General features: G+C 34.7%; 20 protein-coding genes and 4 pseudogenes. 9 read left to right on the plus strand and 15 right to left on the minus strand.

Features of this window, described 5'->3' with window-relative positions:
• Positions 1-62 precede the first annotated feature (62 nt).
• Positions 63-1,228 (plus strand): IS3-like element ISAba22 family transposase gene (locus F907_RS03195; RefSeq protein WP_085944217.1). Its coding sequence is split into 2 segments (ribosomal slippage): positions 63-321 and positions 321-1,228, totalling 1,167 coding nucleotides; the frame shifts between segments, so codons are not numbered across the junction.
• Here the strand turns inward: F907_RS03195 and F907_RS18615 are convergent.
• The 12 genes and pseudogenes from F907_RS18615 to F907_RS03150 all read right to left on the minus strand — a co-directional run bounded on the left by F907_RS18615 (position 1,179) and on the right by F907_RS03150 (position 17,178).
• The gene (locus F907_RS18615; protein ID WP_016653055.1) at positions 1,179-1,607 is read right to left on the minus strand and encodes a hypothetical protein; all 429 of its coding nucleotides are present in this window, start codon (positions 1,605-1,607) and stop codon (positions 1,179-1,181) included. The two genes, F907_RS03195 and F907_RS18615, sit on opposite strands and share 50 nt — an antisense overlap.
• Before the next feature lie 137 nt (positions 1,608-1,744).
• Positions 1,745-4,084: an ATP-binding protein gene (locus tag F907_RS03190; RefSeq protein WP_005146752.1), complete on the minus strand. Its 2,340-nt coding sequence runs from the start codon at positions 4,082-4,084 to the stop codon at positions 1,745-1,747.
• Positions 4,041-4,721 (minus strand): ABC-three component system middle component 1, encoded by a 681-nt coding sequence (locus F907_RS03185; RefSeq protein WP_005146753.1) that lies wholly within the window; start codon positions 4,719-4,721, stop codon positions 4,041-4,043. The genes F907_RS03190 and F907_RS03185 overlap by 44 nt, the downstream gene beginning before the upstream one ends.
• Positions 4,714-5,940, minus strand: coding sequence for an ABC-three component system protein (locus F907_RS03180; RefSeq protein ID WP_016653056.1), 1,227 nt, complete (start codon positions 5,938-5,940; stop codon positions 4,714-4,716). Before F907_RS03180 ends, F907_RS03185 begins: the two co-directional genes overlap by 8 nt.
• Positions 5,941-6,044: 104 nt before the next feature.
• Positions 6,045-6,250, minus strand: a pseudogene (locus F907_RS18620) (helix-turn-helix transcriptional regulator).
• A gap of 64 nt (positions 6,251-6,314) precedes the next feature.
• Positions 6,315-6,626 (minus strand): annotated as a pseudogene (locus tag F907_RS19495) (hydrolase or metal-binding protein); the annotation flags it as partial.
• Between the two features lie 81 nt (positions 6,627-6,707).
• Positions 6,708-8,102 (minus strand): hypothetical protein, encoded by a 1,395-nt coding sequence (locus tag F907_RS03175; protein WP_005146766.1) that lies wholly within the window; start codon positions 8,100-8,102, stop codon positions 6,708-6,710.
• Positions 8,095-13,167 carry an AAA domain-containing protein gene (locus F907_RS03170; RefSeq protein WP_005146767.1) on the minus strand — a complete coding sequence of 1,691 codons (5,073 nt, stop codon included), beginning with the start codon at positions 13,165-13,167 and terminating at the stop codon, positions 8,095-8,097. The genes F907_RS03175 and F907_RS03170 overlap by 8 nt, the downstream gene beginning before the upstream one ends.
• 331 nt (positions 13,168-13,498) lie before the next feature.
• On the minus strand, positions 13,499-14,395 hold the full coding sequence (locus tag F907_RS03165) for a recombination directionality factor (RefSeq protein ID WP_005146768.1): 897 nt from the start codon (positions 14,393-14,395) through the stop codon (positions 13,499-13,501).
• A gap of 189 nt (positions 14,396-14,584) precedes the next feature.
• The gene (locus F907_RS03160; protein WP_005146769.1) at positions 14,585-15,625 is read right to left on the minus strand and encodes a YqaJ viral recombinase family nuclease; all 1,041 of its coding nucleotides are present in this window, start codon (positions 15,623-15,625) and stop codon (positions 14,585-14,587) included.
• A 170-nt stretch (positions 15,626-15,795) separates the two neighbouring features.
• On the minus strand, positions 15,796-16,833 hold the full coding sequence (locus tag F907_RS03155) for a DUF932 domain-containing protein (protein ID WP_005146770.1): 1,038 nt from the start codon (positions 16,831-16,833) through the stop codon (positions 15,796-15,798).
• A gap of 57 nt (positions 16,834-16,890) precedes the next feature.
• The gene (locus F907_RS03150; protein WP_005146776.1) at positions 16,891-17,178 is read right to left on the minus strand and encodes a hypothetical protein; all 288 of its coding nucleotides are present in this window, start codon (positions 17,176-17,178) and stop codon (positions 16,891-16,893) included.
• A 401-nt stretch (positions 17,179-17,579) separates the two neighbouring features.
• Between F907_RS03150 and F907_RS03145 the strand changes: the two genes are divergently transcribed.
• The 5 genes from F907_RS03145 to F907_RS03130 all read left to right on the plus strand — a co-directional run bounded on the left by F907_RS03145 (position 17,580) and on the right by F907_RS03130 (position 20,343).
• Positions 17,580-18,341 carry a hypothetical protein gene (locus F907_RS03145; protein ID WP_005146779.1) on the plus strand — a complete coding sequence of 254 codons (762 nt, stop codon included), beginning with the start codon at positions 17,580-17,582 and terminating at the stop codon, positions 18,339-18,341.
• A 719-nt stretch (positions 18,342-19,060) separates the two neighbouring features.
• Complete coding sequence (locus tag F907_RS03140; RefSeq protein WP_005146782.1) at positions 19,061-19,315, plus strand: hypothetical protein; 255 nt, start codon at positions 19,061-19,063, stop codon at positions 19,313-19,315.
• A 2-nt stretch (positions 19,316-19,317) separates the two neighbouring features.
• The gene (locus F907_RS19375) at positions 19,318-19,446 is read left to right on the plus strand and encodes a hypothetical protein (protein WP_005146783.1); all 129 of its coding nucleotides are present in this window, start codon (positions 19,318-19,320) and stop codon (positions 19,444-19,446) included.
• Positions 19,447-19,674, plus strand: a complete 228-nt coding sequence (locus F907_RS03135; RefSeq protein ID WP_005146785.1) for a hypothetical protein — start codon at positions 19,447-19,449, stop codon at positions 19,672-19,674.
• 12 nt (positions 19,675-19,686) lie between these two features.
• The gene (locus tag F907_RS03130; protein ID WP_005146787.1) at positions 19,687-20,343 is read left to right on the plus strand and encodes a hypothetical protein; all 657 of its coding nucleotides are present in this window, start codon (positions 19,687-19,689) and stop codon (positions 20,341-20,343) included.
• Positions 20,344-20,411: 68 nt separating this feature from the next.
• Here the strand turns inward: F907_RS03130 and F907_RS19310 are convergent.
• A pseudogene (locus tag F907_RS19310) lies at positions 20,412-20,656 on the minus strand (YagK/YfjJ domain-containing protein); the annotation flags it as partial.
• Between F907_RS19310 and F907_RS18635 the strand changes: the two are divergent.
• The 3 genes and pseudogenes from F907_RS18635 to F907_RS03120 all read left to right on the plus strand — a co-directional run.
• A pseudogene (locus F907_RS18635) lies at positions 20,653-21,060 on the plus strand (integrase core domain-containing protein); the annotation flags it as partial. The pseudogenes F907_RS19310 and F907_RS18635 overlap by 4 nt on opposite strands.
• Before the next feature lie 102 nt (positions 21,061-21,162).
• Positions 21,163-21,882, plus strand: coding sequence for a YaaW family protein (locus tag F907_RS03125; protein WP_005146790.1), 720 nt, complete (start codon positions 21,163-21,165; stop codon positions 21,880-21,882).
• 9 nt (positions 21,883-21,891) lie between these two features.
• Positions 21,892-22,815, plus strand: a complete 924-nt coding sequence (locus tag F907_RS03120; protein ID WP_016164779.1) for a hypothetical protein — start codon at positions 21,892-21,894, stop codon at positions 22,813-22,815.
• Positions 22,816-22,969: 154 nt separating this feature from the next.
• Here F907_RS03120 and F907_RS03115 read toward each other — a convergent pair whose 3' ends face one another.
• Both F907_RS03115 and F907_RS03110 read right to left on the minus strand, forming a co-directional pair.
• Positions 22,970-23,929 (minus strand): YagK/YfjJ domain-containing protein, encoded by a 960-nt coding sequence (locus F907_RS03115; protein WP_016653057.1) that lies wholly within the window; start codon positions 23,927-23,929, stop codon positions 22,970-22,972.
• Between the two features lie 397 nt (positions 23,930-24,326).
• Positions 24,327-26,006, minus strand: a complete 1,680-nt coding sequence (locus F907_RS03110; protein ID WP_016653058.1) for a hypothetical protein — start codon at positions 26,004-26,006, stop codon at positions 24,327-24,329.
• Positions 26,007-26,106 lie beyond the last annotated feature (100 nt).

Here is a 26,106-nt window from a genome sequence, read left to right on the forward strand (position 1 = left end):
GTGTGCTGAAAAAACAGGAGGTTTTAACTTGGTAAACTAAACACACTCATCAGGAGTTTACCATGAGCAAGAAACACAAGACTTACACCACAGAATTTAAAGCTGAAGCCATCAAATTAATTGAAGCCAATCAAGGCAATGTCTCGGAAACAGCTAGACAACTTAGCATTTCAATGCAAACTCTTTCAAATTGGAATACCAAAGCAAAGGCTGGAACTTTAGCAGGTACAAAACAGTATTCACCTGATCTAAACGCTCTACTCGAAGAAAATAAAAAACTCAAACAACAGCTCAAAATAGCTGAAATGGAACGTGAATTTTTAAAAAAGGCAGCAGCGTACTTTGCCAAAGAAAGTCAGTAAGGTACGCCTATATGAAACAAAAAAGATATTCTTTTCCAATTACCTTAATGGCTCGATTACTTCATGTTTCAGTTTCATGTTTTTATGATTGGCTCAAGAGAGGCGTGAGCAAAAGAACGATTCAACGAAATCAACAGACGATATTGGTGAAAATAGCCCATGAGGAGACAAGGCAGAGCTATGGTTATATTCGATTAACCAAATACTTACAAGCTCAGGGCATAAAAATGAGTATGTACGCTGTACGTCAGATAAAAGCGCTGAACCACCTGTATTGTAAGCGACACAAGCGTTTTAAAAGGACTACGAATAGTGACCATAATCGAGCGATCTATGAAAACCTGCTGGAGCAACAATTCTCAATGACTAGACCAAATCAAGCATGGTCAAGTGATATTACGTACATATGGACTGTTGAAGGATGGCTGTACTTAGCAGCGGTAAAAGACCTTTACACGAAGCAAGTGGTTGGCTATAGCTTAAATGAGCGCATGACAGCACAGCTTGTTTGTAATGCGCTAAATATGGCTATTCACAATCAAAAACCAACCAAAGAACTGATTGTGCATTCAGACAGAGGAAGTCAATATTGCAGCCATGAATATCGAAATATACTTGAGCAATATGGTTTTCAAGGTTCAATGAGCAAGCGCGGAGACTGTTACGATAATGCACCGATTGAAAGCTTTTGGGGAATACTGAAAAATGAGTTAGTGCATCATTACAACTATCAAACCAGAGAAGAAGCCAAAGCAGATATTATAAAATACATTGAATTATTTTATAATCATCGAAGAATTCAAAAGGGTTTGGGTTTTAAGACACCAAATCAAATGGCCGAAGACTTTTATAAGTTGGCTGCCTAGAATCTCCCAAGGGAAAGTCTCCTGATAATTCAGCGTATATCATACATAACCAACGATCATGTCGATCTAGCGTTTCGCCCTCTTTCCCCACAATCTCCCCTAACCACTTACGGATCTCAGGACTGTTTACATTGTCATTATAGATCCACCCTTCATTCCCAGTGTTATATGGAGGATCAATATAAATACAATCAACTTTTCCTGCATAGCGTGGTAAAAGTGCCTTCAATGCATGTAAGTTATCCCCTTGAACTAAAAGATTGCCGCCCTGTTCATCCTCATTGCATGAAACTCCAGCCACAGGTTCTAGTAATCGATAAGGAACTTCTTTATGGTGCTTTTCAACTGCTTCTTTTCCTATCCAATTTAAAGTAGGCATTAAGTAATCCCAAAAACATAAACTCCTCAATTGGCATAGATTACCATTTTAAAAAGACTCAACCCTAGATTTTTACTCACGCCTTCTCATAAGTGTGACAACCTCTGACGTGCTAATCAATTTGGTCTATTTTAGTTTCATTGAATTAAACTATCTGTATTATGGCTCTGCATATGAATCGATACCTGAGATAAACCAGCCCGTTCAAATCGATATCTCATATATCTAGAAATATCATCTTCGTGTGAGGAAATGATTAATTGCCTATCTTTTAACTCGCAACGTAATAAGTCAGTTAAAGATGCAATATTGATTTCATCTAAGGATTGCACAGGATCATCAATTAAAACTAAAGAGTTCTCGGAATAAACTCTATTTAATGATAAGAAAAAAGCTAGACTCAATGCAGCCAATTGACCAGAACTCATTGCTAGTGTCGCATCATGGTCAGAACTTTCCGCAGTACAGAAGCGAATTTGCTGCCCTTCTGCATAGTCTATAAACAGTCCTAGACCACGTTGATAATTTTGTATTAAGCGCCCACTATAGATATGAAATATTAATTCAATATTAGCGATAATTCTTGAAGAGTAATCACGTTCAGTTTCAATTAGTGTTTTTTTCAACCTAATTATTTTAGCTTTTGCATTTAAGTTTGCATTATATAAATCACTCTTTTCCTTTAACAATTTTTTCGTCTGCTGAAGTTCAAAATCCTTAAAGTCTTTAAACTTTTTATTTACATAGTTTTTCTTATGATTTAAATCATCTTCCAGTAAGTCATAGAAATCTTTATGTTTCTCAAAAGTTACACTTATAGCTTCCTCCCACCCTACAGGTAGAACATCCCCTTCTATTTTTTTTAAACCTCTTAAATTAGAAATAATTTTATCTTTTCTAATTTCCAATTCAATATCATCATCTGTATATTCAGAAGAATAACTTATTGCCATTTTCTCAAGACGAGAACTCAAACCGTTCAAGGTTTTAAAAAAGTTTTGGCTTATATTTAATTTGGTGAACAAATTAATATTAAAATCTTTTAAAAAAGCATCTTTTTCTTTTATATATAACTCTTTAATCAACTTTAACTCAGAAGAAATAATCAAATAGACCTTACTTAGATCTTCTGTTGAACTTCCAATTTCTTTTGAATATAAATCTGAAATCACCCTTATATTTTCAATAAGTTTTTCTACACTTCCCCAATCTATCCCACATAAAGCGCATATAGTTCCATCCTCACCAAAACTTTGCTTATGTTTTTCAAATAAATCCTTTCGCATTTTATTAAGCTCTAATAACTTCGCTTTTTTTTCTGAGAGCAATGCTAATTTCTTATCTTTCTCAATAATATTTTCTTTAAGTTTATCTGAAATAACCACCCCTAAAGAACTTAATTTTGTAATTTCCTCTTGAGAAATAGCATTAAAATCCTTATCCAATATCAATAAAACTTGATCAACCTCTAAGAGTCTTTTATTAATCAATTGAAGATTATCAAAATTACTTATATGCTTACCTATAGATACAAGCAGCAACAAAGAACTATCATTATCAATGATAAATTTTTCAATAGCTGAATTTTGATTTCTTATGCGTATATCTTCTTTTCTTTTACAACACTCTATTAATAGATCAATTTCTTTTATAAAATTATTATAATTTACATCAGCCTCTTGTAAAAAAATTTCTTCATCATCCCATTTTGGGGATGTTCTTTGTGTAGATATTTTTTTATATATAACATCATATTCATTTTCAGAAATATTTTTTTCCAAGATATTTTTTAACTTAGCATCTATCTCATCAATTTCTACCTTTTGTGCTTTTTCCTGTTTTGTTAATTTACTTTCGACTTTATTACAAATATCAATACGTTTCTTTATTTCAGTTGTTTTTATTAGTTCTTCCAAAGCCTTCTTACGATCAGTGATTTTTTTCGAAAAAATAAATTGACTCTGACCTTGGTGTAAATAATTTAACATTGAATAGTTAGAACAAAAACTTTCACCAAAAAACTGTTCAAAAAAATTATTTTCTAACTTATTCTCAGTAGGTTCAGAGTTAAAATCATCTAATTTATATAAACTAAAAATATCAAAATTATTAGCTTTATTATTAATTTCGACTTTTAAATCATTGACAAACCCCAATCTAACAAAAAACAGTTTTTCATCATCATGATCATTCATCAACTCTACTTTAATTTTTAAATCAACCTCACCACCTTTTTTGTTCCAATATAGATTATCTTTAAACTTCTTTTTTGTCTCAACCATCACAAGCTTATAAAGATCTGATATTCTGGATATTTTCCCCGTAAATAGCAATTCAATAGCATCAAAGGTAGATGTTTTTCCATACCCATTTGGACCTTCTAAAGTAATCAATGAAGACTTTTTGAAATCAAATTCTATATTTGTAAATGCCTTAAATGCTTGAATCTGAAGCTTTGATATTTTCCAATTCTTCATTTAATAACTCCGCTATAACCTCATCAATACTATCTGCTTCAAATTTTCCAATAAAATCATAGGTTTTTACTAAATTTTCAACATTTACTTTTTCACTTACACTATCAAACAAATTTTGAAATGATTTACTAAATTTCGGAATTTCTAAGAATGGAAATTTAATAAACACTCTTGTAACTAAGCTATGAAATGAAGGCTTTAGAGGGTCTTTTTTGTACTCATCAAACTCATCCATTTTCTTAATTTGACTTTTAAAATCCCCATAATTCTTTCCAAGAAGTAATTTTTCTTCAGCATCTGAATAATAGAAAAAATATTTTTTAAAATAATACGGATTCTCTTCTATTTCTAAAATCTGTTCTTCAATTCCATTAAAATCATTCAAAAAATCAACTTTATAAATAAGAATTAAATCACAATTTTTTTTAAAAGCAGGATGTTTTTGCAATGTTTCAGGAAGAGATTCATTAATGAGATCATGAATACTTTCAACAGATAATAATTGATCTAAGACATGTACAATCAAGTACCTTTGAGCTTCACCATTTTCTTTAATGAAAAAATCTGTATTATCTAACGATTTTTCCAAAATAAATCCTGAATCAATCACAGCTTCATGCATAATTTTTTTAAGCATTATTCAACTCGCTCTGTGCTATAGGTGTACAAATTACTTTTACAGGAAGCTCTTTCAATATATGATTTTCCGCTTTATTTTCATCGATAGTGATTCGTGTCACACTGTCATTATAAGCATTAATTTCAATATTTTTGTGAACCTCACTACCTGATATTAAAATATTGTACTCATATAAAATTTTTACTAATAAATTATTACTACGAAGTTGTTCTATCAATTTAGCTTTAAATGATTCAGCACGTCTATCTTGCAACTTCAAGGCTGTAGGTAAGTATTTTTTTGAATCTTTAGAATAATGAGGAAGATCAACTAATACAATATTAGCTGAGATATCGGTAATGATTTCAGCATAAGTACTTACATCATCATTCCTTATTTGATCAGAAGATGATAAGCGGATAGATTGTTTTATATATTCTAAATCTGCATCATCCATTTTATAAATATGCTTAAAAACCTCATTAAATAAGCCTATTTGTTGTATTGTAAAATATTCATTACTCTCACATACATAATTTTCCAAAGTATCAGCAAAAAGATTTCGCAATCTTCTCATCTCATATGGAAGATCCTGTACTAAATTAAAGTCTGTAATTAAAATTTCTAAAATTAAATCACTTTCAATTGTATTTTCATAGGCCGCTCTATTCTGACTTGTTCCCCGATGGATCAAGGAATGAATTTCAATAACTTTTGAAGTGATCATTTCTGATAAATAATGATATTTCTGCTCTACAAGTAGCAAAGAGTTTTCCAAAGAATTCTTATTCAAATATTCTTCTATTTTTTCTTTAATTACTCTCTCAATTCGATCTAATTTACAATAAGAATCTTCATCATATTTATAAAATTCAACTATTGCTTTTTTCTCATTTTCATAATCACTAGAATCATCAATTTCATTAGCTATATGGAAGTATCTTTTTGTATTAGGACAACAATCTATACATATTTTTGACGACTTATTTAGTGCTTTTTCAAATGCAGATCTATAAGGAGATGCCTTAGCCTTAACTTGATGAACCGATATTGCAATACCATCCGAATAAATGGCAAAGTCATCAGTACTATCCAACTGTAAAGCAAATTTCTTGACTTCTTTCCCCTCGAAGCTTTCATCCAATAGAAGCTTAATAGAATGAAAAAGTGCTATCTTTCCTTGATAGACGAAGCCTCCCCAAGATGATATTGCACTGTCAGGCAGCTCCTCTGTCATATAAAACCCTATTATTTATAAATTTTATTTCTTTCTAATATACATGAAATCTATTTCTTTGCAAAAACTAAACTACTTCAAATTTGGGAGCTTTCGCCCCCTAACTATCGACTTGCTAACCTTCGCTCAATCCATTGGTTTACCTCAAATGCCGACCAACCAACACAATTCACACTCAACTTAATTGGCTTAGGAAATGTTGAATCTAACATTTAGATTGAGGATTAAGTTTTTCATATATAACTGAACGGCTAATATCCGTAACTGCAATGACTTCTTTAATCCTAATGATTTGGTTTATGTGAAATATCTAATCATCTGATAAATACGTTTTATTTCTCCAACCATTATCAAAACTAAATTTAGAAAATGGACTAATTCACCGCCCTAACACTCCCTTGCCCTTGTTGAATATCCTCTACAGAACTTGGCTCCTTAGAGAGTTTAGACTTCGCCTTGACTTCAAACTCAAGCTGAGTTTGCTCAGCCTCATCAGTATAAAAATCCTCCACTAAATCTAATCCTTCCTCCAAATTTATCTCAAACTGTGCATTACTAGAACTTAATCTAGCTGTTGCATCTAAAGCATTTTGATTAAAGCTTACAGCTTTACTTTGTTGGTCTATTTCCTTTGCTGCTTAAATCGTATATTGAAGATTCACCACATGCTGTAAAGTTAAATTCACGCAATTGATTGCGAGATGTAAAGTAAGTAACTCGTCACTTTGAATAATAAGTCACTTAATTTTAACCATTAAAAAGATAGCTTACGATTGGCTATGTTTTTTAAACATTTGGCCAAAACTAATTCCACCGTCATCTTTTGGTCTTTCCCATGCTTCAAACAAACTAACTAAACCATTCACCAACTGTTTATCATAACTAATTGAACCAAAAGGAAATGATGTTAAATACTCAGCTTCTGAGTCTAAAACATGTAGAACAATTACAGCAAATTCATTTTTAACAACAATAAGTTCAAAATTACCGTCAAGTATCCCATCCTTAATCCCATAAAAATACTTTTGCTGATCTTTCGCAATAATCTTACGGTAATTATTTACAGAAGTTCGATCTTGTTCATCATGCATCGGTAAAAAGCATTTCAGTTGTAAATCAGTATTCTGTTTAGTCTTAATTTGCCCTAAAGCATTAATAAAAGTATTGAATCTTAGTGATTTACCCCAAAAGACATCATCTGGCGCTAACCAGTAGATACTGCTGACTTGATGATTCTTAGCAATGCTTTCTTTAATTTTATTCAATATAATCTTTGAATTGCTCTGACTATAGCAAGGACCAATAAACAAATGATTTCCATCAGATGATTTACTTTCAATAGGATTAATACTATCAAATAAAGCATTAGGTGCTAGAAAACGGCCATCCTTAAAATATTGATTAAGTTTTAACTGCTCAAACCCATCTAGATTATTCAAAATATCACGAATATTGTTACCCTTTTTACTTTGCCCCAATGCTTGATAAGTTTTATCTTTGAGTTCATCACTCATAATCGAGTCCAAAACTTTTATGGCTTGTGGTTCAGCCTGAGCATCAACATGAAGATCGAGCGACTTACGAACAGTACATTCTTTAACCTTTTTCACTGTACCCATTTTATAAATACTAGGTCTGCCTTCTATTTTCTTTAAGGTAATAATATCCTCTTCGATAAGTTGATAAAATTGCTTCTGAAATCGGTCCCTAACGATATTTTCACTATTTGCAGCATGAGTACTAGTCGCAATCAATTTAATGCCATACATATTGTTATCTGGCTTTTGAGCAATATAATTAAAATTGGTTAATTCATAGATCAAACTGTGAGTATGCTCCAAAATAGATGCAACTTTCGGTATTGAATCTACCGTGGTGAAATATTTCATTGATTTATTAGTCAAATGAAAAAGTCCATCTTGCTGAAGCTCAACTTCATTATTAGTAATGAGTTGATCTAATACAATGCGAGACTCTCGCTGATTCATGCCTAAAAATTTAGCGATATTCTTCACAGACAATGGGCTTATACGCAATAAACGCATAATCATAGAATCTATGAAGTTAGGCATTTGACTTGATGTATAACTAAAGTTTACTTCAAACTTTTGAGAAGGAATTAAGATATCAATATCATGATAAGGAATACTATAATTACTCATGATTGCCACCTCGATTCGAACTTGTTTTATATTTAAATTTCAATGAATTGGGATTCTTAGTTGGTGCAAGTTTCTGATCAGCAATATATTGATAATGCTGATCATCATTTGTACGCTCCAGGATATAACTAAGAACCAATCCTAATGGACTTTCTTTATGTCTTGGCATATCCCATAGACGAGATGCACCAAAAATTACCAACCGATCCATCGCTCGAGATAAAGCCACATTAATACGATTTGGCATATTCATAAAACCAATTTTATTATCAGAACTATTACGTGTAATAGATAAAATAATAATTCTGTTCTCTTTTCCTTGATAGCTATCAACAGTATCGATTTTAACTAAGGATCTAAATTCTTCATCCCAAGACTTCGAATTAAATTGCTTACGTAAATATCGTTTTTGCTCGCCGTACATACAAATAATACCGATAGGTGGCTCATTTGGCTTTGATCTGTCTTTTAACTCTTTCAATAATTGCTTATCTGAGTGAATTTTCTCTAACAATGCCATAATCTTACGAGCTTCATGTTTGTTATAGAAAGTTGTACCTACACCATCACTATACTTCTCAGACGTATCAACCCATGTCACTGTAGATCGTAGTTCTTGAACTGAACATTTAAGATAGATATTCGGCACAACTCGTACCATTTCTCTTGTATAAGGCTTCTCAAATGGTTCAATTACCTCAGTTTTAAGTGGGTCATCATAAAAACAATCCGAAACCATATTACCTATTGCAGGGGCCATCCGATATTGAGAAAGTAGTTTCCCTTGTACCACCTTCCCATAAGGTGAATTAAATAGTCTCTCAAAATCACTTTTCAGATTTGCCTCTATACGTTTTTCTGAAAATCCTAATTTACGTGCCAATGCCTTAGCATGTTCTGGTGAATACAAAGGAGGCAATTGTTTATGATCACCAACTAATAAAATACGTTTAGCTGACTGCATTGCGATAGCTAATTCTGAAGAAATTGATCGCGCAGATTCATCAATAATGACCCAATCAAATGTTTGATTTGCAATATCAATCGAATGATGCCCAATCCCGACACAAGTCCCGCAGATGAATTGCCGTGTCTTGGAAAGATAAGTCTCATAGTTGGCATTTGGACTATCAATCAATTGATCATAATCAAATGCAATTTGTACAAGTGCTTTGGCATTATTAGCAGCTTTACCTTGCACCTCAAAACTCTCATCCAACATTTCCCAGATTTGACTTTCTCTATCTAAAATCTGGCGGCTATTCAATCCAATTAAAGAAGTATGTAGCTCTTGCGAATAATCTTTAAGACGATCAATCAGCTTAGCCGATAACCCATTCCACTCAGTTTTAGACAATAATTTTTCATCTTCAGACTCTGTTGAAACCAACATTCTTGATAGGTGACCAAATAGATTTACCTTCAAAAATAAAGCGCAAGCTAAATATTCTTTATCAACTCCGATAGACTGGCTCAAAGATAGAACTCTATCTTCCATCTCAGTTAAAAACAAATGACGATGTGTAGAAATAATAGAGTCTGAATACACATCTTTTAAGTTATTTGATACGGCATTTTCTCTATTACTGAAACGTACAATTTCTAATGGTGTTTCTAAACGCTGAGCGTGTTTACGAATACGCTCAGCAGCAGTATTAACAGCTTCATGCGATTGACTAACCATTAAAACATTATTGGCATTTTGCTTTTCAAAAACATAATGAACAAAGGCTGCGATAAATTCAGTTTTACCTGTTCCTGGAGGACCTTGTAAAATTGAGACTGGACCAAAGTTAATTAATTTACGGAATGCTTCACGTTGAAGGTCATTCAGACTGACAACTACTTTTCCATTTTGATCTTTCTGATCGTATCTTTCAAAGTCTTTATCCGAAACAGTAATATTATAATTCTTGGGGATAATTTGTGAAGTCGGCTCAAAATAGTCAACTAAATTGGGGATATCAGATTGTCGTCTTAATATCTGTTCTAATGCATTTTTACGTTTAAGAAATGATGATTTATCCGCCTTAGTACGTAAATATAAAACTTGTCCTACCTTAATTTTATCAGCATATTTTACGCCTTTAACTCTTAACTCCCCAGCTAAAGAATTTTGAATATCAATATCACCTACACGGAACTCTCTATCCTCACCATTAAAATCAATAGTCTTATGGATTAAGCTAATTAACGCATCTTTCGGAAATTTGTCTAATACATCGTTATCATCTTCATATCTTGCAATATAAATTTTGGTATCAACCAATTGCAACGGTTGTGATAAAACAATGTATGGTAAAGCTTCAGTCTCTGTTTCTAAGATTGCCTTCCATAATTTCTTTGTATCAATATTTAAAGCAGCTAGCTTATTAGTATCATTATGGACATAGTCTAATGTTATCTTATTTACAATTTCATCTGTGACACAAGGATCCTGTGAATCATGAATTAGTAACTGTTGATCAATATCCAATACATCAGTTGACTGAGGAAAATCAGTCTCTAATTCTAAAATATCCTCTTGGTCATTAAACTGATCTTGCAAAATATCATCAATTGCAGTTGAAAATTCCTCCAAATTAAACAGGAAACTAGATAGTTCTGTATAATCTGGTCTACCAATTGAATGCTCAATATTTAAGTTAATATCTATTTCTAGCACAGCCTGATCTATGACGTAATGTGGCACAACATCAGATTCACGTACGCCTGTCACAAAGCGAATACTTTTGCTATTAGGATCTATAATAAAATGAATTGAACCCCCAATCCCCTGTAACTTGACCATAATGTCATTACCATTACGACCCTTCTCTAAAGCTGCATAGATACGCTTATTATCGGCAAAAATCTGTAGCTCAGTGAATTTATCAGGTACTGGAATACGAATGGTTGGTGTATCGCTGTTAATTTGCGTAGTTTCAATACTTTCCAATAGACGATTTAAATCACCTAAAGGAAACTCTGTTTCATTGAGCTCAAGTTTTACAGCATCACTAATCCATTTAAAATCTGTACTATCATCACCTATTTTAAACCTTAGGATTTGGCAAACCATATACATAATGGCATGGTTATGGCACTGCTCACTGGTAGGATTTTCGATATGTGCAGGATAATATTCACTCTTATGATCTAAGTATGGTCTGATATCAATAATATCATTGAAAACAAAACTGCTGTTTTCTGAGTTGAACAGCACACTATCATGATTAATGCGACCAATTGGTAAGCCCAATTTATGTAAATGGATGATCGCCTCTACCAAGTTAGCAGCCAACTGCAATCTGCTTTCTTTTTCAGCTTCAATTTCGTCAACTTTTACACCCTCAACAACATCACAAACAACAAATAAAGATCTAGACTTTGTTGAAATACCATATCGTACTAAATTCGGTAAATATGATAAGTTTTGGGCTGTAGCCTCTTTAAGTCGCTCAAAAAAATGTTGATATTTAAGAATATCACTTGATGAGAATCTATCCAAATGAACATCTGACCATTCTTTTACAAGATGATCACCTGAACGATATAAAGTGGTTTTATTATCTACATCTTCGTAGATTTCATCCTCCTCTGGATAAATCTTATATATTTTATCTGCTGTAACATATTCCTCTAATAATGCAACGTCAGCAATAAACTCTACTGCTTGCGTAGGCCTTTTCGCATTAAATTCTCTAAGCAATTGACTAGCATCATTAATTTCAAAAGTAATTGCCTTTTTTACTAAGTCAGCAATCCAATGGTCACTATTAACGCACACATTACTTATTGCTTTAGCAGTTAAACGATTATTCTCCCATAAGTGCCAAGCAACTATTGCTAACATATATACGTCTTTTTTAAACGCAGATACATTTGCTAATTTGGCTTGAAAATCTCTTGGAAGAAATGTAAGACTTGATTGTAAGTCTTCAATCTGATTATCGATATTTTCTGAATTAGAAGTTAAAAAGTGTGAAATAGCGACATCTTTTTGAGGAGAAATCCAAATACAGTGTGAATTAATATCTCCATGTGAAATACCTAGATTATGCATTTCAGCGAATTTACTCACTAAAATTTGAATCAAATCTAATTTATCTTCCTCAGACAAATTAGGGTTGATTCTAGTGATAAAATCATTAAAACGAAGATGACTTTGCCGATATTCAACCAACTCATTGTACTGTTCAGTAATTTGATCCTCTTCAGGCATGATCAAGGGTACAAGAGCAGTCTTATATAATTGGTTACTTTGCTGAAATTCGGCACTAATGATACGTTCATGATTTAGTAATGCAGCCCTTTGCTTTGGTGATTGAAGGCTCATTTCCTTAAAGTTAGCAAAATACCATTGTCTGATTAATGCTTTATCAGAACGAGAAATGGTCGATATTGCCTCATACTCTGTATAAATTTTTTGAGGATGAGCAAGGAGTTCTTCCTCCTGCTTATACTTTTGAACAATAACCTTTTTAGGTTGTGTGTCATTAGTAACAAAGATTTTATCGATTAAGCCAAAGTCCTTATCTAAATGTTGAGCATTTGGATGCGGTTTAAATTCTTTATTAAATGCAATTTTGTTAGAAAATTTGATAAATTTATCAATACTAATGACATGATTAGCTTCATCCTCTGGTAATCCAGAAAAATTTACTTTTCCACACATTACAACAAAAAAATAAACTCTAGGGACAAATCCTGGATTACCTGTAAATTTATCTTTAAGTGCTTTAAGCTTATTGACAAGAATGAATTGTTTTTGGCGTGTTAGTGAGACTGGGGAAATTCCCATATCACGTTCATCCATATACCAGTTGCCATTTACAGATTTTATTGATTTACCATTCCAATCCTTCAACTCAACAACTATTACAACACTGTTTGTCACCAAGATTAGGTCAAACTCCCCCTCTTTCTTAGTAATTCGATCCACCAAAGTATAGCCAGCATAACCATACCAAGGGCTATATTTTCTCATTTCATCTTCAACACTAAATGCTTCTCTAATTTTATCAATAGCTTTAGTTTCATGCTGATGAATCCCATTTGCTTGGGTTTTAATAATTAAAGACATAAAAAATCCATAGAAATAGATAGAAAAATCCATAAAATTTAAAAAATTATGAGATTTACTAATTTTGTTAAGTGTAAAATTTGGTTTTTGGTTATGGGCTCTATGCAACATCAATATTGCATTTGCTCAAATTTAGGTGATTTTTGTTAGTTATCTTTCCTTGGCTTTATTTTAGCCAACAATAATTTATGTATAAAATGTAAATGCATTTACGACGTAAGTAAAGTTCTTTTTCTAAAATTTAGTTTCATGCATTTTTATATTTAAAAAATAAAGACTGTGATAATTTAATCTAATAATTAATCCCCATGTTTTACACAGGGATTCTGTATCAATTTAAAGCCTTCACCGACTGCTGCAAACCTTTCTGGATACACTGAACATCGGTCAGATCATGCGTTTGCTGGTGCTGCTCTGGCTTCTTTTCATCATTATAAAACTCCTCAACAATATCCAAGCCCTCTTCACCGCCTACTTCAAAGCTGGCATTACCATAACCCTGCCTTGCCACATGATCTAATGCTTCCTGATAAAATCCTACTGCCTTGCTTTTTTCACTGATTTGCTTTGCATTGGTAATCGCTTCCTGCAAATTAATGCCATCACGTAAGGTCAAATCCACGTAATAAATCGGGATACGATAGCTTTGTGCAGTGCTCTTACCTCTTAAGGTCAGTTGCAGTGGCAAACACGAAAGTAAACCATTAGAAGCAGCATGGTAATAACTCAGTCGTGCTGCTAGTGTGCGAATGCTATTAAAACCAGTGGTTCTAAAAATAAACGTCCCGAGTTCATCCGATTCATCTAGATTGACATGTAGTCGTCCATAAGGCTTACAGTTGCCGCCTTGTGCCAATGGACATAGGTCAGGTGAAGGACATGCATGCTGTTCTACACCTTGATTGGTCAGCCGTTGGCAAGTTTCTCCATTACCTACACAAATGGGGCGTCCTGTTTGGCGGTCAAATAAACTGTACTCTGCCCGCAGGTTCAGTTCAGGATCATTAAAGATCATCCGTACAGGAATAGAGCGTAGTTTTTGATTCGGTGCTTTAGCTCTGAGCTGTTCATCAAGTGGATGCTTCACCCAACCATCTTTATTTTGGATTTGGCTGGTAATAGTAAATTGGTCATCCTTTTCAGGCAGACGCTTACCGTTCTTTTCGACCACTTTACCGATACTAATTCTGCCGAGTATTGGCGGTGTAATCGCTAAACCTTTTATCATGTTGTTTGTCCTATAAATAAAATTTTACTGCTTACCCCTTGTTATGTAAGTAAACAGAAATATGAAAAGCTATGACTTCGCAAAGACTGCCATTTGGGTTCACCACACCTTCGGGTGTTGGTGAATCGGGGCGGTTTTTTGCACTTTTTAAGAGAATGGATATTTCATAGATATATAGCCGTGATGGATTCAATCATCGCTATAAATCTGAAAGCGTCGTGTCCCTGCTTTGTTTTGTGGAAATTGCTCAAGCATTTCGGGATGAAGTTTGAGTACAGCCTTACTGTCTAAAGCAATCGAGTCTTTAGATCGTTTCCACGTCACTGAACCATTGGCAAAAGTTGCTCGTTCAGCATCTTTCATTAACATCTGAATTTGATGCTTAGTTTCATCAAAGCTGTTTTGGTGTTTTTCAATATGATGCTTTTCTTGAATCAGTTGAGCAAACAACTGATTGGCTTGTTCATTTTGACTGAGATCTTCGATACTGAGTGGAATATGTTGAGGATAGAGTTGCTGAATGGCTTTAGCTGCCGACTCACTGGCATCAACTGAAGGTGGCGTGTCATTTTCCACACATTCCCAAAAGTAACGCTCTGCATTCATAATATGTTGAATGACTGATTCACTGCGTACCACTTTATAGATACGAGTTTCATGACCACAGATCAGCACACAAATATGCGCTGCCTTTTTGCCTGTTACAGCGAGTTGATGTTGCACCTGACACAATACATATAAAGGCACACCATCTCGCCACAACTTTGCGCCATGTTCACCTGCGGTTTTACATTCTAAAATCTGGACTTCATCACTGCCTACGACTGAGTAATCCAAATTTGCCAACATAAAATGCTTATCTGCTTCGGGATGTTGCAACACTGCATTGATGCGACGTACCTTATTGTTGGTATGCATGCTGTAATATTCAGCGACTAAAGGTTCAAGTTGTTTGCCCCAATATAAAGGAGCATGACCTGTGCTTTCATCTTCAATGGATTGTTTAACTCGACCTGTCTTGATCATCCACAGCTCTAGCATCGACATGTAGGGATTGAGTCCACAAGCTGCGGCACAATCGCTACTGCCAATACCTTGACGTCTGACTTCAAGCCATTCTGCTTGAGTCATATTTTTGGTATTGACCAAGCGTTTGGCTGTGAATAGCTTTGGGGCAATAAATGGGGTACTTACCTGTTGTATAGATGGGTTTAAAATTGCGGTGTTCATATTGAAGTCCTGATTTTTGAGTGGTATAAAAGGATGTGAGTGATAAAAAATGGGCATAAAAAAACCACAGCCGAAGCTATGGTTTTCATAATTTTTAAAATTAAAGATTCTCTTTAAAAATGCTCAGTTAGGTCTAACTTTCCATGACTGAAATTTAGTTTTTTACATGATCAAATCATGCTTAACGCTTGTTCCAATCCTCGTTGTTTGATTGATGCACCTGCACCAAACCAAGCTGAATCAAGTCGATGGTCAGTGCTCATAGCACGACGTTCATGGTCGATAAATTCAGTGATCGAGCACAGTAATCCATAGGCGGTATCTTTGGCTGAAGAGAGGTTTGCTCCTCGTCCCTGACCATTAAACATCTCCATAGCTTTACTCATCGACTTGGCATTCGGTTCAGATTTTTCCTTGCCATTGGCTTGTGCTTGAGTGGCAACATCTCGATAGAACTGAATAATGTTGTCTTCTTGGTCAGTGATGCTCATCGTGGTGTTATTAAACACAGCATCGAAATAAGCGGCTGCTTCATACTGGGTGACTTTACGTTGACTGAGTTGTTTCATCTCATACATGTGCTCATCCCATGTACGAACTGAAATACCGAGTTGTTGTTTGACTTTATCTGCATCAAACTTGGTACTGTGAGGAACTTTCACCACCCCTGCACTGCTGTTCTGACCTTTCAGTGCAATCGCCAACGTGTTATTACACACCACTCGGATTAAGGTAAATTGTGCGGTGGTAGCAAGAGTTCCATCACAAGCGGTAGCTAGAAGAATATAGCCATTACTGACATCTTTACCTTTGAGTGATGAAGTTTGTCCTGTGCGTGCCAATGCCCAGAACTTTTTACCGCCTTTAAGTACCCCTGCGGTTTCCAATTCCAAACCTGATTGCTCAGTCAGGTCACGATAGAATTCTAAAATCTCTCTCGGTTGGACTTCCTGAAAGCGTTGACTGACGACTGATAGTGGTGCATGAGTATCGGAACGATAAAGTACTCGTTGTTCTTCATAAGGCATGATGATGCTTTGTCCTCGTTCATTCTGTGCCATATAACTGACATTAGAGGATTCGATCCGCCAATCCATGCCTGCTTGTTGTGCCCAGATTTCTATCGGTTGGTTTTGACTTAGTTGATTACCTAGACCATGCCAAGGGGTATCACCGACATAAGCCATTTGTTCAAGTTGATGTGCCATAGTTGTATTCCTTTTAAATTAAACTGAAATTTGAATCTGTGTGGATATGAATATTCTTTAGTGCAAAAGATGAGTTGGAAATTTTTGGTAGCAATTGTGGCAAAAGCACAAATTCTGCTGTGATGATGTGCTTTGTTCAGTGAATGAATTCAACACACTACCCAATACTGTTCCTGCAATTCCACCGACAATCGGTGGCAGATTGAAAGACTTTGCGACCGTGGTTCCCAATGCACCCAATGTGGTCGGTGTGACCAAATTGGTTAAGGTCGTATTTGATTGTTGTGTACTTGCTTCAACCAATATCACATTTGTTGAATGACAAAAGGGACAGCTCAAGCTCATGGCTCGACTCCTTAAATTTTGGGCATAAAAAAGCCTGCTCGATGGCAGGCTCTGTTTTCATATTTTCATGTCCTCTCAAAAGAGTTTCATGATTCTCATTAGTATGTTATGTATATGAAATTATTTGGAATATAGCCCTGACCAAGCTATTATTTTAATGATCTCAAAGAGTTGATGCTCTTACCGTCATTTCCCGCTCTTTTAAAGAGCCGTCGGTCTAGTTTTCACTGCTTTAATTTACTGCAAAAGATTCTCATTTTGATGGTCTCTAATGACTGTATGCAGACGAACAAAACTTGATCTGAGATCATCACTTACAAGAGGACAAGCTTTACTCAAGAAAGCTGAACAACCTCGTTTTTATTTATAGTTATAACTTTCAAATAAGATGGAAAATTCCCATGAATACCAGCAATAACCCTACAGGAAGCAATACCTCAACAGCAGAGACTAAGTTTCTTGAAATACCCATAGTTCAATTTGTCATTTTTATTATCATCACTGGCATTTACTTTTTTGGTATCTATCATTTTTTTGGGGTTGATTTTAATAAAATAAAAGCACTTGAACCCAATGCCCTTGGGGATTTTCTAGCGGGAACATTTGCCCCATTAGGATTCATTTTATTAATTCTAGGTTATATGCTCAATACAAGCGCCTTGAAAATTCAAGCCCAAGAACTTAGAAATAGCGTACAAGAACAGCAAGCATTAGTTGAAACAGCTAAAAATGAGTATGATTTGCTGATCACCCAATATAATCAAAACCAAAGTAATTTAGCTAATCAACGTAGCGATCAAGAGTTAAAAGATGAGCTGAATTCAATGCCTGTTATCCAGTTTAAATTCGCAGGAAATTACAACTATTTTGAAGTCATTAATATCGGCTCTCCCGTTATTGATATTTCTTTAATTAAAGACCAAAACATTGAGCATATGACCTCTTACATTCCTGTACTGAAAACGAACACCACAACACGAGAAGTCACAATTACAATTTCTGCAAATAAAGACGCTATCTTTAGTTTTGAAATGGTATTTAAGACGACTAAGGGGTTAAAATATAAACAAAAATTTAAAAATGACAGATCAGAGTTTGATCATAATTTATTTATTATTACAGCTCAAAATGACCCTGAAAAAATTGAAATTATAGACTGCTAATCCGTCTTAGCATCATCAAGATATATTTCCACTTCATCATGAAGTGGAAATATACAAATTCAATCAGTACTCTTGGATTCTGCTTTACTTCCATAATCAATGATCTAAATGTCTCAAGCAATGACCAACCTCAAGCCTGCACAAGCATTAAATATAAATCGATCATTTATTGTCATTGTTAAATAACCCCCTAACCTCACATAAAATGCATTTTCTACCTTTGATTTTATTTGTTTTTTCACACCACTTGATTGACTCAGCGAAACCTTAATTTTATCATTCAACTGCTGACCTACATCGTCAGTCGGTTTTAGCAGACCGTTCAGCCAAAGCACACTAAAAAGTATATCTTTTTGGTGGGCGACCCTGCGTGCCCCCTCTGCGGCGGAACGGGAGGGGGACACCTTCAGGTGTGCTGATCCTTTGGCTATCAGTCTGCTAACCCTCTTTCGTTTCGCCACCATTATTTAGCAGTAACGTGGTGAAGCTTCTTTCATAGCCAAAGGAGTCATACCCATGACTAAGTTTTTCCTATCTATATTGTTTTCCCTGAAACGATTTTATATTTCTCTGTTGCATTAACAGCATTCATAAATTTTTGCTTATTTGACTAATCTAAACGCTGTCTAGCCTTGGAAAGCTTTGTTGCATCTACACTTTAGTCCATTCAGCAAAATTTATTACACATCAAATAACACAATAAAAAATTAGGGGAAATGATGAAAATTCAAACTTCACTTGCACTCATCTCTGTTGCATTAATGGCTTCAGGTTGTGCCAGCAAAACCGAACGTCAATTTATCAGTGGTTGTAAAACAGGTGGCATTGATGGCAGTACCTGTTCATGTATTTACGACAAACTTGAAAATAAATATGGGGAAGATGGGCTTAAAGAAAACCTCTACACCTTGCAGCAAACTGAATCCTTCCAAAAAGATATGGTCAATATTTCCTATCAGTGCATGAAGGAATAACCATGAGAACACTTGCTGGCATCATCTGCATCATTGCAGTGATTTGCTTTTTAGGTTTGCCATTTATTGGCTTCATGATCGTGATGGGACTATTTATCGCATTGGCAAAATATGCAATTGGGGGAAAGTAAATGAATTCAAATATTAAGACATGGATGATTAGTAGCTACTTGGTGATTGGTTTTTTCTTTGCCATCTATCAACACTTTTGGGGACAGTATAACTACAAGCCATTTACTTACAATTTGGGGCAAGGCTTAGTGTGGCCTGCGGTAATGTTTCCAGTCATCGGTAAAATTGTAGGTGGTATCTTGATCCTATTATTCATTTGGTTCGTTGTTATTCGACCTAAGTTATAACGGAGTGCAATCATGAAAAAAATACTTTCCACAGTAGCACTTTCAACTTTACTGCTCGCTTGTGGCCAAAACAATCAGCCAGCTCAACAAAGTGCTACAGATCAAGCTAAACACAGCTCATCTAATACTGCTACACAAAAGGAGCAATCTAAATATGCTCCATATAGTAAGGAAGAGGTTGAAGCCAAAGTACAAGCTTTAACTCAGATTGTAGAAAATGATACCGAGTATTTGCCTGCTGCGGTCAAACAAGCTCAGTCATTTCTTGAGAGTTGGGAGAAATATCCTGAAGCGCTCAAATCCATGATGGAGTCTGATCTTGATCCAAACAACGCTGAATATAGCAATCATATTCCCATGGAAATGGAACAGCCTGCATTATCTGTTCGTGCTCAAATTACCAGTCGTGAGTCACAATCTGCATTTAATGTACAAGGGGCGATTGAATATATTCTAGAAATCCAGTCGACCAACGATCAACCTTTTGTTTTACAAGGTATGAGTATTAATCGTGGTCGTTGTGGTTATTACACCGCAGATTTCCATAGCAAGATGCCTGTACAAATGAATTATAGTTCAACGGTATCGTACTTATTGAAATGCCGTGGTGATCAAGTCCTTGAGGCTGAATTGACAACCGACCAAGGTAACGTGAGTTTGTCTTTTTGATGTTAGGAATATATAAAATAGAGAACATGGTATTAACAGTGTTCTCTATTCTCAAAATGACCTATTCTTTATATGCCTCTTCGCCAATTTACATCAAACTGGCTAATTCCAAATGTTTTCATATTCAGAGATGTCTTGGCACTAAACGTTGGTCTACTTTTTTAGGATTCACAAACTATATACCTGCACGAAAAGCATTCTCACGTTGTTTTGGTTGATCTCTATGGATCATTCCTATACCAAGCAAATCATTAACCGCAAACTTTTCTTTGTTCTCTTTTCGATTACAGTTGAAATAGCTCCCTTGGTTATCTTATTCATAAGGTCATTGATGATTATAACCGTGAGTCATTGGATATATTGATTGACTTCTCATTACCTGCTGAACAGGTACTAAGAGGGCTCGACCAACTCATTGCATGGCGAGGAAAGCCCAAGCAAATCAGATCCGACAATGGCCCAGAATACATTAATGATCTCATGGAAAAGTAGTGTGAAAAGCACAGTATCGAACATGTATTCACGCAATCTGGTAATCCACAGCAGAACGCATATGTTGAACGTTTTAATCGTACAGTACGTTATGAGTGTTTGAATCAATATTTATTCATAGATTTAAGCGAGGCTCAAGACTATACAACTGCATGTCTGCACTTTTATAATCATGAGCGACCTCACATGTCAGTTAATGCTAGCCCACCTAATTTTAAACAATGATAAGAGGGTTGGTTTTTCTACTCATTAATTCAATTAAAATGGGGGTATTACCGCGCATCCTAATAGCTTTACTTAAATTTTGTAATAAAGAGAACACTTCATATGGCAACAGAAGCAAAATTTCGCGAAGATCCTGATCTAGCATTTCTACAATATTCTGATTTTCAAGATCTTAAGTTATTATCAAACACTTTAATCGCTGATAGTGAAGGTACAGAACAATGGACAGGGGGGCTTAAAAGCACACTTGTTAAAAACATGAGCATGTACTCAACTGAAGACGATTTATATAAAAATAGCTGGAAAGCAATTGCTGCTGAAATTCAACTATTTGGCGGAGATACAGTAGTCAACCTTGTCAGAGGAAAAGGGGTTGTATATCGTGAACTACTAGAAGATGTTGCAAAAAAAACAGGTGTAGATTTCCATAAAGATACTTCTGATATCAGTCTTCTTGAAGAAAAAGTACTAAGAACCCTTTTTGGTCGAATCACTCAACTTAATGAGCTGGACTTCATCAATAAAAAATTGAAAGAAAAAGGATACTTAGGACTAACCTCAATTAAAGAAAGCCCTCTTAAAACGATTAAAAATAGTCTTGGAGGTGGAACCGCTTCAGGTACAGCTGGTGGACTTTTAGCTGGATTAAATATGGCTAAAAATTTTATTAAGGTAAATCCATTCGTTGCAGCCGCAACATTACCTTTAACTGCAAAAGATATTACAGCTCCAGCTTATCGCGTTACGATACCTGCTGCTTGTATTGTTGCGATGATGAGGATTAAGCATGAAGAAAATAAAAATAACTACAATGAGTTCTAAGGTATCAGTATGTTAGATAAAGTATTTAGTTACGACATCGAAAAATTCTCAAAAGAGCTTTTAGTAGCTATAGCAAATGACCAGGTGATTTTTAGAGATGGTGTTGCCTACTGGAAAAAGGGGCTCGAACATGTAGGCATTATTCAACATATTCCTTTAAAAGAAGTCAGTTCTGTAGGTGTTGAAACTTTTGTTCAAGGATTAGGCTCTTTGCAATCAACATTACAAACCACAATTGTTGCAGCTCAAGCTATTTCTACTGCGACGTTAATGGTAGCAATGGTTATCCAAACTCAAATTTTAAGTAAAAAAATTGAGGCTGTAAAACAGTGCGTCTTAAAGGTTTCTCAGGATATCATAGAACAAAACATTTTATTTTATACAGACAAAGCGAGCGAGTATTTAGCTTCACTACAGACTTTTAAATTACTACTAGACAAAAGAACCCCACTTACAGATGTTAATCAGTTAGCTAATAATACTTTGTCATCCTCTATACAGCTTAAAAATCATTTAATCTCCTTTATTGGAAACCTACTAAGTTTAGTACAAACTCAAAAAATTAGTTCACAACAACATGTTGAGCTAATTATGCAATTTATCCAACAAATGATGGAAATACTACCCATTGGAATGCATCTAGAATTTATTCTTTCGCATCGACTAAATCAAAAGGAGTTTTCTCAAGTTTTGATTGAAAATAGCCATCGCCAATATTTAGGCTTGTTTAGTCAGTACCGCAATTATCTCAATGAGATTAACAATGGTCTGAAAGAGTTTCGGATAAAGCAAGATCAAGTTCCATTTTTTGAGAAAATCAGGCTACCTGCAAAAAACTTGTTCCAATATTCAATACATGTAGAGTTACTTGAAAAGCCTGCGAAAGAAAGAATCACTTATATAAAATCACAAACTGACTCTAAAGAATTTTAAGCTATAGTAGTTCCACAGTTTTCTATTTACTCAAGTACCGTTGTAATCAGTTACTTGAAACTATAATGGTTACAGATTTTTGTCATTTTGATATCAGATTGCACAACATAGAGAACATGACTATCAGTCATGTTCTCTAGTGAAAAATCAATATTTATAAACCTCTTCGGTTTTTCGAATCGATCACACCTTTACCGAAACTGCGCATGTTTGACTTATCTTTTCCTCTCGGATGCTGCTGCTCTTTTTCACAATTCACTAGATAAGGGGCAGCATAATTAAGAAAGTTAAAAACTTCATGCTCAACATCACGATGAATCATGCCAATGCCTAATGTTCCCATCGCTTTATATGTATCCATATAGTCAGGATGGTTACAGTTAAAAATATAACCACAGCCATGTGTAATCTGCTCCCAACACTCACCTACCCACTGCCCCATTTCAAAACCACTTCGATGTACATTCCCATCGTACATAAGCAGAAGATGGCAGTGATAGCCTTTGCTAACACCATGCTCTAATGCCCATGCATAACCCTGCAAAGCATTAAAGCAAGTATCCTGATCTGCGATTCGACGAAGCAAAGTGTCTAATGCTTTGTTAAATGCCTGAATGTTGTATAAGGCTTGATATTCCTGAAGAATGGATAAATCCACACGTACAACTAATAGTCTTGCATAATGATTGATCAATGAGGATGTATAGTCGAATAGGCTTTGCTGATTCTTTAATTCACGTTGTTGAAAATCGATCAGTTGCTGTTTTACACAGCCTGATAATGACTGGATGTAAGTCAAAATATGCCAGATGGTCATCTCATCAAAGCAGACTATACAATCATAGTCTGCCTGTGGCATTAGGCTGAGTGTATGATCAACGATGTTCACCACCTCAATAAATATCAGCACTGTATTGCAATAGAAAAAATTAGCGTTATAGATTGGCTTAAATGACTGAACTAATTTTTGTAGGTCTATCATCAGGTTTTGATGATATAGATCATAGCTACCCAAGCATACCTCTTGAATGAAATGGTCTACTGCTGCCAATACTTCTGCCTCATGGTAAAGCTGATCATATGGATTATTTTGAAATTGAACATTTTGGTACATTTAGGTTCTCACTGAAACATAAGGTTCATATGTAAGTGAGGAATATATTTTTTTACTGATCTTGATTCTAAAGCAGGATGTTGTGGTCATCCTGCTCAACTGAATATGCTTAAAGACTTTGGAACATACTATAGGGATAATTCACAATGTTTTTAGCATTGTGATATTGATACATTGTCTATAGCCCATTTAAGTATGGGCTATACTGTACTAAGTAAGTCACCACACTCACTTACCAGATAAGCTATTGTTTATATTATTAATATATATCACTTAATAGTTAATTATATAAGATACCTGTTAAGTACCTTAAGCTATTGCCTCGTAAGATCATTGAACCATATGATGCTAACCATCGATGTATCCAAAGATATATCGAAAATGACTTAGGCTAAAGTTACGCCATAACCTTGGTTTTCTTCTTAGAAATATTAAAGCGATCAACAGTAAGGCAGCTCTCAGGAAGTAAGCCAAAATCCTGTAGCTCTTTAAGGCTCGGTTGAATGGATTCACTAAAAAAATGATTATGCCGTTCATCCTGCAAAAGTTCTTGCTCAGATAGTAACGTACTGTTTTCATCCAAGATAATTCTAGTGAATTGATTTGATGTTTGCCTTGGAAATGGCATAAAAATACAAGCATACTGTTTTTGATTCGCATGACGAGGAACAATACAAAATTGACTGAATTGTTCGTTTAAGCCTAAATACGTTAAAAATGGATAAAGCTGATTCTTCGCGATCAAGGTCATCATCAGACCTAACATTGATAAAAGATTACTGTTACTCCGAGCAATACGATCAGATGTTTCAAATGGATCATCTTCAGCAAATTTCAACAAAGTATTTAATTGCAATCGACCTGCCATTTTTTTCAAATCATGTAAATCTACAGAATCTCCACCTCTAGATAATGCCTGAGCTCTAGACAGATCATTGTAAATCTGGGCACACCATTGTTCTAAATGGCACTGAAGAAATCCTAATAAAGAAATTACCCCATTCAAATGTGTCTTTGAATTTTTTTGTGGGAAAAACTCAATTAAATCTCTAAGCCATTGACTGCTATCATGATCATTTGGCATCTCAAGAAAAAGTGACAACAGATGTATTATAAATCGATATTCAAACCGTTCATGTTCAGGTATTGAAGAATCCTCCTTAACCATCTCAATCGTCAATCCCTTTGTAGGAGCGATCAAGTCTGGCATCCTTGTGAAAAGGTTTACAGAAACCTGATAAGCATCGTTAATCGTTAAAATCCTTGTTAATGTAGCTTTTTTGCTCTCTAAAAATTGCAATAAACCTCCAACCTGCTGCACCTCAAAGGAGTGTGGTTCTGGATATTGAATTATGAAATACCGTCCATAAGTTGCTTTTTCCTGCCAGATTTCATGTGATAAATTCAGCATATAAAATGGATTAGACACTCTTATAATTTTACTGGAAAGCACACCATCAACTCGTATTCTAATCACACCATGAATTTCTAGCGTTTTGATACACCGAAAGATCGCATCTTTAGACAGTCCTGTTTTATGCTTTAATTTATGAATTCCGCATTTATTGGTAATTCCAAATTGATTACTATGTCTAACCAAAACCATTAATACCAATGCCGTTTTGAAATCTATTTTTCCAAATAATATCGGTTTAGTATGTTGCAAGTGATGTACATAAAAGTCATTTAATTTGGTATCGACAAGGTGAAAAAAAAGAGCCTTCAGCGGAAGTTCATGATTCATCATCTTAGAGAACCATCGCTCTTTCTCAAAATCACCTATCGTTTTTACACTCCCCCAAAGACCAAACATTTTAATATCTATTCTTACAAATTCTTTGCAAGATTTTTCACCAATTCCTCTAACAATTATTTGATGCTCTTGTAACTCATTCAGCGTTGTCTGCAATTTTTTATCATGAAATACAAACTTCTTTGCACTCATTGCAGATGTTAAACAAAATTCTTGCCCTCCATACATTTGAATTATTTGGAGTAACAACCATCGTGCTGTTGGGCTCAAAGTAATAGGAGAAAATTCATGAGCAAGTAAAAAAAGTAAAAATCTATCTTCCATGAATCTATCGAACACTACCCACTTGTAATTTCACAAATATGGATGATAAAACTCAAATACGCAACTATTAAAATTTAGTAAATATTAATTTAACATTATA

It is taken from the genome of Acinetobacter colistiniresistens (assembly GCF_000413935.1).
In the GTDB taxonomy this organism is placed as follows: Bacteria; Pseudomonadota; Gammaproteobacteria; order Pseudomonadales; family Moraxellaceae; genus Acinetobacter; species Acinetobacter colistiniresistens.